Raw genomic sequence first — 9,575 nt, 5'->3', positions numbered from 1 at the left:
CAGGAAAAAGTGCATTATGCGCTGTCAGAGACGAACAAGACCCGCTTTCCTGCTTGAATGAAGCAAGAAAACTGGCTTGTGTCTCGCCTGAGGAAAGGGCGTGAAGACGAGTCATTTTTGAGTCAGTCCATTTTCTGCAATCGGAACCACCTTCTATAAATAAATGAAGGTGGTTTTTTATTCCCTTAAATGAAAACGTTCTCTAAAATATAGTTTTGAAAAAGTATAAATAAGGAATCAATGAATAAGTATTCAAAAATAGAAATCTGAATAAAGAATAGGGGGAGACGCATGACTACATCTGAATTATTTTTCACATTAGGTTCTGCAGCGTTTTTCATGTTGCTCGTTGCCTACATATCCTACCGATTGACGCGTGGGAAAACACAAGGCATCGATGAATACTTCTTAGCGGGGCGAGGATTAAGCGGTGTGTTCATTGCCGGTTCGCTACTGCTGACGAATTTGTCGGCAGAACAGTTGATTGGACTAAATGGACAATCTTTCATGGGAAACATGTCGAGTATGGCGTGGGAAGTCACGGCGGGATTTGCTGCCATCATCATGGCGATTTATCTACTCCCGAAGTTTCTCGGGCTTGGTATCTCGACGTTACCGGAATACTTAAGTCACCGGTATGATGAGACGGTTCGCCGGATGACAGTCTTACTCTTTTTACTCGGATATATGTGCGTCACGATTCCTTCGATGCTTTATTCGGGTGGGATTGCTGTCTTGCAGCTATTCGATGTTCCGGAACTATTTGGTCTTAGTTATACGCAATCTCTTTGGTTAGTCGTCTGGGTCGTCGGGATCATCGGAGCAATTTATGCGATTTTTGGAGGACTACGTGCGGTGGCTGTCTCGGATACCTTGAACGGGATTGGGCTCGTCTTCGTCGGATTCTTAGTTCCGGTACTCGGCTTTATCACACTGGGTGATGGGAATTTACTTCAAGGGATGAAGACGATTGCGACTGTGCAACCGGAGAAGCTGAACGCAATCGGAAGCTCAACCGATGCCGTTCCGTTCTTCTCGATTTTCACGGGTATCCTATTTGCGAACTTATTTTATTGGTCACTCAATCAATATGTCATTCAACGTGTGCTCGGGGCAAAAGATTTGAAGGAAGGACAGAAGGGCGTCCTCATGACAGGATTCTTAAAGTTATTAGTTCCAATCTTCATGCTGATTCCTGGGATCATTGCCTATCACTTGTATGGGAACACACTAACAAGCGGTGATTTATCATATCCTCAACTCATTACGGAGTTACTGCCGGTCTCGCTGATGGGATTTTTCTTAGCTGTCTTACTCGGAGCCGTCTTCAGTTCCTTTAACTCGTTGCTAAATAGTATTGCGACACTTTTCGTCCTCGATATCTATCAGCCGGTGTTTGCGAAAGAGGCGAGTGATGAACATTTGATTCGTGTCAGTAAATGGTTCGGAACGATCGTTGCCTTGATTTCTTTCGTCATCGCACCATTCTTGATGTACGCGCCAGACGGCTTATGGAGTTTAATCCGGCAATTTACAGGATTTTTTAACATTCCGATTCTCGTCATCGTATTAATGGGGATTTTCATGAAACGAATTCCGGCGATTGCAGCGAAAATCGTCATCGTCTTTCACGTGTTCGCGTATTACTTATTCGTCTTCGGTTTTAAACAACTGTTCGGCTGGGATCATGGCATTAGCTATATTCATGGGTACGGTATTTTACTCGTGATAGAAGTGTTATTCATGGTATTCATGGGGTATCGTTACCCAGCAGTCCAGTCAAAAAAGGTCAATCGACGACAGTCTGTCGAGCTCATTCCATGGAAGTTCGCGATTCCAGTCTCGATCCTATTATGTACATCCATCATTTGGACGTACGTTTTGTTCTCAAAGATCGGACTGGCTTCGACAGCAGGTATCGTGTCGATGTGGTTCTGGCCGGTTACGTTAGGACTTGCCATCGCAACGATTGTATTATGGCGTGTGTCGCTAAATGCTTGGGAAACGAAGTACCGGATCTATCTCGAAGAAGAGTACCGTCAAGCTGAATAATCCTCTCGCAGAAGGCATGACATATCGGGTAAGATGAAAGAAAAACAGGAGGCGATCTTTGTGAATTACTGGTACCACTTTAAGCGTGCCTTCTTACCGATCGCATTATTGCTTGTGACGCTTGCCTTATATCAAATGATCTATCGCTTGAATAACATCTGGTATTCGCTTGGAGGACTTCTTCTTGTCTTTGCGGCGATTTACTTCGTCATGCGTCGTCTAAAAGCGAACCCGGAGGATTGAATGAGCAGGAAAGTCGAGTCCATTCTCTGAACGCGGTAAAATAAAGACATACAGAGGAGGGGAAGATAGATGGCAAAAGCAATATTTGCAGGTGGTTGTTTCTGGTGCATGGTCAAGCCATTCCATAAATATGATGGGGTAGAGCAGGTCATTTCAGGATATACCGGTGGTCATACAGAGAACCCAACTTATAAAGAGGTCTGTTCGGAAACGACAGGTCACTTGGAGGCGGTTGAAGTCACGTACGATCCGTCCGTCATTACGTACGAAGAATTACTCGATATCTTCTGGCGTCAAATCGATCCGACAGATGGCGGAGGTCAATTCAATGACCGTGGCGAATCGTACCAACCGGCTATCTTTTATGTCGATGAAGCACAGCGTGAAGCAGCTGAACGTTCGAAAGCTGCGCTTGACGCATCAGGACGCTTCTCGCGACCAGTCGCGGTAGAGATTCGTCCAGAAAAGCCGTTTTGGCCAGCTGAAGAATATCACCAAGATTATTATAAAAAGAATCCGTTCCGTTATCAGATGTATAGTGTCGGCTCCGGTCGCGCGAAATTCATCAAGGAAGCGTGGAAGGATCACGGTAAGGAAAAAGAATTAAAAGAGCGCCTGACACCGATTCAGTATAAAGTCACACAAGAGAACGGGACGGAACCTGCTTTTCGTAACGAATACTGGGATGAGGAACGTCCAGGTCTTTATGTCGATATCGTCGATGGTACACCACTCTTCACATCAAAAGATAAATTCCAGTCAAACTGTGGTTGGCCGAGCTTCGCTAAACCGATCTCAGAAGACAAGATGGAAGTCGAACTCGACACGAGTCATGGGATGACGCGGACGGAAGTGCGCTCTGCGAATGCGGATAGTCACCTCGGTCATATCTTCGATGATGGTCCGACAGAGCTTGGTGGTCTACGCTATTGTATCAACTCAGCAGCGTTACGATTTATTCCGGTAGAAGAGCTTGATTCGGCAGGATACGGGGAATATAAAAAACATTTCGAGTAACATGTAGGGAGCAGTCAAACGATTTCGTTTTGACTGCTCTTTTTTCAAATGGAAGGGAGAGGATCAGATGTTTCAGTCCGTGTATGAAGAGATTCGACAAATGACGATTGCAAAGGTACTTGATTTCTACGATCATGAAATCCGTCAGCTCGATGAGCAGGCACGTCAGGAAAAGTACGACAAGATGAGTTTGAGTCCGTTTCGCTTTTTCCGCGGGAGTTCGCACCTGTTTTATTATGACGTGACGCGAATCCCCCTTGGTTTTGATACACCTCGTGATAAACCAACGTGGATTCAGGGCGATCTCCACTTTGAGAACTTCGGTGTTCATGGCAATGCAAAAGGAGAAATCATCTACGACGTCAATGATTTTGATGAAGGATACTTAGGGTCGTATTTATATGATTTGATTCGCATGGCGGTCTCCGTCCGCTTGTTCGCCGAAGAGGCAGGATATGATCCGACTCCTGCGATTCGCAATTATGTTCTCGAATACTTACACGATTTAAAAAAGTACGCTCTTGGAAAAGATCCGAGTGATGTCTGCTTTACGCGGGATAATACAAAAGGACCAATCAAGAAGTTAATCAAGAAAGCAGAAAAAAAACGTGAAGAATTAATGGGGGAGCGAACAGAACTGGTAGATGGCGTGAGACGATTTTGTACACTCCCGGATATGGAAGCAGTAGATGACGCGACACGAGCAGCAATTGAATCTGCCTGGCCTTCCTACATCGAGACGATCGACACCGAGGATCGCCGTGAGGAATCGTTCTATACGATCAAGGATATCGTTCGTAAATTAGACAGCGGAACAGCATCTATTGGTCTCGAGCGCTATTACATCTTGATTGAGGGCGAAGGGGGAGAAGAAGATTTGATTCTTGAGATGAAACAAGCGCAAACGTCTGTCCCTTCGTTATTCCTGCCCGTTTATCGTCCAGAAGCAGAAACCGTTCATCAAGGGAGACGGGTCATCACGTCGCAAAAGGCGATGCAGGCACATGAAGATCCATATCTTGGTTATCTGACGATTGAAAAAAAGGAATATTATGTACGCGAGCGCTCACCGTACAAGAAAAAACTAAAGGCGAAGCATATAAAAAGTCAGGAAGACCTTGAGAACGTGTTATGTATTCAAGGTCAAATTACCGCGAAAATCCATGCGCGGGCAGATCAAGATGCGGGAATTCAAGAAAAAATATTAACCCATCATGCGGATGTTGAAATCATTCAAGCTATCGGTGTCTCAGACACTGCTTTTTTGGAGCAGATCGAGCGTTGGTCAGAAGCTTATGTCATGCGAACAAAGCTGGATTACCAAGTGTTTTTAGAATGGACGAAGACGTGGAAAACGACTTAAAACGTGGACTGAAAAAGGAGAGAAATATCGGTATGTAACAGATGTTACATACCGATATTTTTGAAGTGATTTTTATTCTTTAACAGATGAAAGCGTCACGCAAAAAACAAATAGGTATAATGACCTATATCAATTTATCTGAAAACTTCGTAAATTTTTGATTAAGTTCTTACGAACGACTCGCTTCGTAAGACAAATCACAACGGATATAGGGGGAAGTACATCATGAGTTTGACGCGGAAAAAAGATGTTTCCGCTATGATTGCTGCAAGTAAACGCAACAGTGGACTTGCTCGAAATCTTGGCGCGATGGATTTAACGTTTTTAGGAATTGGCGCCATCATCGGTACCGGAATCTTCGTTTTGACGGGAACAGGAGCGTTGACTGCAGGGCCAGGACTTATCGTATCATTCATTCTATCTGCCATCGCCTGTGGTCTAGCTGCTCTTGCTTACGCTGAATTTGCATCAACGATTCCGGTCAGTGGATCCGTCTATACGTATACGTATGCAACGATGGGAGAGGTCTTCGCTTGGATCATCGGTTGGAACTTGATTCTCGAATATGGACTCGCCTCCAGTGCCGTAGCAGCCGGTTGGTCAGGTTACTTCCAGTCTTTACTCGCAGGATTTAATATCCATGTGCCGACAGCTCTCTCAGCAGCTCCAGGAGCAGTAGAAGGAGCCAAGACATACTTCAACCTTCCAGCCTTCCTGATCCTCTTTGCCATTACGGCATTGTTGTCGATAGGAATCAAGGAAACGAAACGTGTCAACAACATCATGGTCGTCATCAAATTAGCAGTCGTCGTGTTGTTCATCGTCGTCGGTGTCGGCTACGTTGAACCATCAAACTGGACACCATTCACTCCATTTGGTTGGGGAGGCGTCTTCTCGGGTGCTGCGATCGTCTTCTTCGCGTACATCGGTTTTGATGCTGTTACATCAGCGGCGGAAGAAGTCCGTGATCCACAAAAGAACTTACCACGTGGTATCATCGGTTCACTTGCTGTCTGTACAATTCTTTACGTCATCGTCGCAGCCATCATGACAGGGATCGTCCCTTACAAACAATTCGCTGGTATCGATCACCCGGTCTCACTTGCGATTCAAATGGCAGGTCAAAACTGGGTCGCTGGTTTCATCGATCTCGGTGCGATTCTCGGGATCACAACGGTTATTCTCGTCATGACATACGGAATGGTGCGTCTCGCGTTTGCGATCTCGCGTGACGGGATGTTCCCTAAAGTATTCTCCGAAGTGCATCCGAAATACCAAACACCATTCAAGGCGACTTGGATGATCGGACTTGGTAGTTCACTCGTCGCTGGATTCGTTCCACTCGATGTCATCGCGAACCTCGTCAACATGGGTACACTCGCAGCATTCGTCTTGATCTCTGTCGCTGTCTTGATTCTTCGTAAGACACAGCCGGATCTCCCACGTGCATTCAAATGTCCGGGTATGCCATATGTGCCAATCGCAGCAATCGCTGCATGTCTCTTCTTGATGTTCAACTTGAAACTCGAGACATGGATTGCTTTCGGAATCTGGCTTGCAATCGGTTTAGTGCTTTACTTTACGTTTGCGCGTAAGCATTCGAATCTACACCCAGGAAACATGCCGGCAGCGGAACTTGCTGCTTCAAAAGAAGAAGAGTAAACACATCAAAAGACCCAGTCGCCTTCAGGCGATCGGGTCTTCTTGTGTTAGGAAAGTGGAACAGGACCTTTGACGCGAACCGCATCAAATTCACGACGAATGCTTTCATTGGCTTTCGCTTCATCTTCTGCAGACCAGCCGAGTTCGCTACGCATCAGGGCAAGAACACCGTCTGCGTATTGTTCAGCATGTGGGAAATCAAAGAAGACGGCTGAAGCACGACGGTTCAAGAAGTCACCGGGTTGCATGACGAGCTCTGCTTCTAGACCATACAGAAGGGCACCGAACCAGTGTAACGGTAATTGATAACGAGCGGCTTCGTCACCGCGTGTCCGAATCAATTCGAAGACACGTTCGACATTCGTACCGTAGCGCTGGATGAGCCATGTCGTCTCATTCGGTGACAACCCAAGTGCTTCGCCTTTTGGTTGTTGTTCCTTCATGTAACGCGCGAATCCTTTACTTCCTTGTGGATGACCACCACCAAGCAAGATATCGTGCGTACGGGAAGCAAGATAAATTCGATTTTCTTCTGTCTTGAATTGCTCCGCGACCATATCGATGATTCGTTCCGCCATTTTCCGGTACCCAGTCAACTTACCACCGGCGATTGACATCAGACCGGATTTCGAAACGAAGATTTCGTCTTTTCGGGACAGTTCACTTGGATCTTTTCCATCTTCATGAATGAGTGGACGTAGTCCAGACCACGTTGATTCGACATGCTCAGGTCGTAACTCGACGTTGAACATTTGATTCGTTGCCTCTAGGATGTAGTCCTGATCCTCGACGGTGACACCAGGCTCAAGAATATCTCCTTTATAGTTCGTATCCGTTGTTCCGACATACGTTTTCCCTTCACGTGGAATCGCAAAGATCATCCGACCGTCTGGAACATCGAAGTAAACGGCTTGTTGCAACGGGAAATGTACTTGATCGATGACGAGATGAATCCCTTTTGTCAGGTGTAAAGACTTTCCAGATTTCGAACCGTCTTTTTCGCGCAGTTCATCGACCCAAGGACCCGTCGCATTAATGATCTTCTTCGCCCGAATCGTATACGTTTTACCACTTAAGACGTCACGGACTTCGACGCCAACGACTTTTCCGTTGTGGTAGACAAGCGATTCCGCTTTCGTATAATTGACGGCACGTCCGCCGTAACCGATGGCTGCTTTTAAGACTTCGACCGTCAGTCGAGCATCATCCGTTTTATATTCGACATACCGACCACCGCCGACTAAATGCTCTGAGCGTAACAGTGGTTCGTAACGTAATGTTTCTTCTTTGCTAAGCATCGTCCGACGTTCATGGCGTTTGACACCAGCGAGTTGATCATAGACACGTAAGCCGATCGAGGTCGAGAAGCTACCGAATGTACCACCTTCGACAAGTGGAAGCATCATCCACTCCGGTGTCGTCACATGCGGTGCGTTCTCATACACGATGGCACGTTCTTTCCCGACTTCGGCGACGAGTTTAATCTCGAATTGCTTCAGATAACGCAATCCACCATGGACAAGTTTCGTCGATCGGCTCGATGTCCCTTCGGCGAAGTCCTGCATTTCAATCAAGCCTGTTCGCATACCGCGACTTTGTGCGTCAAGCAGAATACCAGCTCCCGTGATACCGCCCCCGATGACGAGAACGTCTAGAAGTTCTTGTCCCATCTCTTCTAACCATGCTGTCCGTTCCGTACTTGAAAACATCTTGTCTTCCCCCTGTTCGTCTGAAATGAATAGTTAGTCTACTTCTATCCATGTACCCACTTTTGCACTCTTTTGAGCACGATCAATGATTTTCATGACGAGTTCAGCCTGTTTCGCAGAGACAGGTGGTGTGGTTCGCTTACGGATGGCTGGAGCGAGATCCGTATAATAATCCCCAAAATGACTGGAAACAAAAGGGAAGTCTTGCAGAGGTCCATTTGCTTCAGCCAATTGATAGGTCGTCCGTTTTGTATCGACTTCATCAACGAAGTAACTCGCCTGTGTTCCGTGCACCATCAGGGAGGGACCAACAGCTGGAACGATGGAACCGATATGCAAAATAGCGCGTCGCGTGCCAAAGGCTAAAATTAGATGTGTGTAGTCATCAACGATCCCATCTTGTCGTTGAATCGTTTGATCACAAAAGACACGGTCTGGAATTTCATCGAAAGCGATGAGTGCTTGATCGATCAAGTGTGAACCAAGGTCGTACAATAGTCCGGCACCAGGAACGTCCTGTTCGCGCCAACGCTCCTGCACATCGGGACGGTAACGGTCATAATGCGCTTCGAACGTCTGGAGCGTACCGAGTCGTCCAGATTTCAATAAGGTCATCAACGTCCGAAAGTCCTTCGTGTACCGCCGATTATGATAAACTGTCAGTAACCGACCGTGTGTCCGTGCTAGTTCTGTCAACGTTTCGGCTTCTTCGAGCGTGACGGTGAACGGTTTCTCGACAAGTACATCACAGCCCGAGAGCAAGGCGAGACGCGCGAGTGGATAATGCAGATCATTTGCCGTCGCGATGACGACTAAATCGATTTGTTCCGCTTCAAGTAATGCTTCAAGTGTCGGATAGACAGGGAGCGTCGCATCGTACGCAGCGACCGCCTCCGGGCGACTCGACTGAACAGCGACCAACTGATAATCAGGTGCGTGTAAATAAGGCGCATGCAAATGTTCACCGGCAAGACCAAAACCAACTAATGCGGTACGAATCATAGAAAACACATCCTTTTCAAGTTCATACCCTCAATCTACCATAAGGAGGAATACAAGATGATTACCGAGCAACACATCATCGAAAAGATGCGCCAAGCGATGCAACGTATTGACCAAACAACAGGAGCTGCGCAAAAAGAACAGATTGCAGCGATGAAGGCTTATTGTGAACTACTGCTCGAATCCGATTCGACGTCGAGTTCGACTGTATCGCTACCTACGTCAACGCCTCAGGCAACCCCAGCAGTCGATCCGATGTTAGCGCGTTTCATGGGTGTTTCGCAGGAAAAAGAAGAAAAAGGCACTTCATTGCTCGATTTTTGAATGAAATGACGCAATTCAGGGAATAACCATCACAGTTAAAATGAGAAAGGGAGATACGTCATGAAAACAGTCATCGTTATTGGAGCAGGACCGGGAAACGGATATGAAATCAGTAAACGATTTGGGCAAGAAGGGTTTCAAGTCGTTTGTGCGGCGCGGACACAAGAAACGCTTGCAGCCGTCATCACGGAACTAAAAGAAGA

General features: G+C 46.6%; 9 protein-coding genes. 7 read left to right on the top strand and 2 right to left on the bottom strand.

The window, feature by feature from the left end; all coding sequences use genetic code 11:
• The first annotated feature begins 291 nt into the window (after nucleotides 1-291).
• The 5 genes from B4F99_RS06830 to B4F99_RS06810 all read left to right on the top strand — a co-directional run bounded on the left by B4F99_RS06830 (nucleotide 292) and on the right by B4F99_RS06810 (nucleotide 6,337).
• Nucleotides 292-2,052: a solute:sodium symporter family transporter gene (locus B4F99_RS06830; protein WP_290756186.1), complete on the top strand. Its 1,761-nt coding sequence runs from the start codon at nucleotides 292-294 to the stop codon at nucleotides 2,050-2,052.
• A 60-nt stretch (nucleotides 2,053-2,112) separates the two neighbouring features.
• Nucleotides 2,113-2,295, top strand: coding sequence for a hypothetical protein (locus B4F99_RS06825; RefSeq protein ID WP_035399267.1), 183 nt, complete (start codon nucleotides 2,113-2,115; stop codon nucleotides 2,293-2,295).
• A gap of 69 nt (nucleotides 2,296-2,364) precedes the next feature.
• The gene (gene msrA, locus B4F99_RS06820) at nucleotides 2,365-3,312 is read left to right on the top strand and encodes a peptide-methionine (S)-S-oxide reductase MsrA (protein WP_290756184.1); all 948 of its coding nucleotides are present in this window, start codon (nucleotides 2,365-2,367) and stop codon (nucleotides 3,310-3,312) included.
• A 67-nt stretch (nucleotides 3,313-3,379) separates the two neighbouring features.
• Nucleotides 3,380-4,675 carry a DUF2252 domain-containing protein gene (locus tag B4F99_RS06815; protein ID WP_214856268.1) on the top strand — a complete coding sequence of 432 codons (1,296 nt, stop codon included), beginning with the start codon at nucleotides 3,380-3,382 and terminating at the stop codon, nucleotides 4,673-4,675.
• Nucleotides 4,676-4,900: 225 nt separating this feature from the next.
• Nucleotides 4,901-6,337: an amino acid permease gene (locus tag B4F99_RS06810; protein WP_290756182.1), complete on the top strand. Its 1,437-nt coding sequence runs from the start codon at nucleotides 4,901-4,903 to the stop codon at nucleotides 6,335-6,337.
• 47 nt (nucleotides 6,338-6,384) lie between these two features.
• Here the strand turns inward: B4F99_RS06810 and B4F99_RS06805 are convergent, their stop codons facing one another.
• Together B4F99_RS06805 and B4F99_RS06800 are read right to left on the bottom strand one after the other, a co-directional pair.
• Complete coding sequence (locus B4F99_RS06805; RefSeq protein WP_035411477.1) at nucleotides 6,385-8,046, bottom strand: glycerol-3-phosphate dehydrogenase/oxidase; 1,662 nt, start codon at nucleotides 8,044-8,046, stop codon at nucleotides 6,385-6,387.
• 33 nt (nucleotides 8,047-8,079) lie between these two features.
• Nucleotides 8,080-9,048, bottom strand: a complete 969-nt coding sequence (locus B4F99_RS06800; protein WP_290756179.1) for a Gfo/Idh/MocA family oxidoreductase — start codon at nucleotides 9,046-9,048, stop codon at nucleotides 8,080-8,082.
• Between the two features lie 57 nt (nucleotides 9,049-9,105).
• On the opposite strand from B4F99_RS06800, the gene B4F99_RS06795 reads away from it, so the two are divergent.
• Both B4F99_RS06795 and B4F99_RS06790 read left to right on the top strand, forming a co-directional pair.
• Nucleotides 9,106-9,372 carry a DUF5327 family protein gene (locus B4F99_RS06795; protein WP_290756177.1) on the top strand — a complete coding sequence of 89 codons (267 nt, stop codon included), beginning with the start codon at nucleotides 9,106-9,108 and terminating at the stop codon, nucleotides 9,370-9,372.
• Nucleotides 9,373-9,432: 60 nt separating this feature from the next.
• Nucleotides 9,433-9,575 (top strand): SDR family NAD(P)-dependent oxidoreductase (locus tag B4F99_RS06790; RefSeq protein ID WP_290756190.1); only part of this gene is annotated, 143 nt, incomplete at its 3' end.

The sequence above is a fragment of the Exiguobacterium sp. UBA3491 genome (genome assembly GCF_002377745.1).
GTDB lineage: Bacteria > Bacillota > Bacilli > Exiguobacteriales > Exiguobacteriaceae > Exiguobacterium_A.
This window is presented reverse-complemented; position numbering and strand designations above follow the sequence as displayed.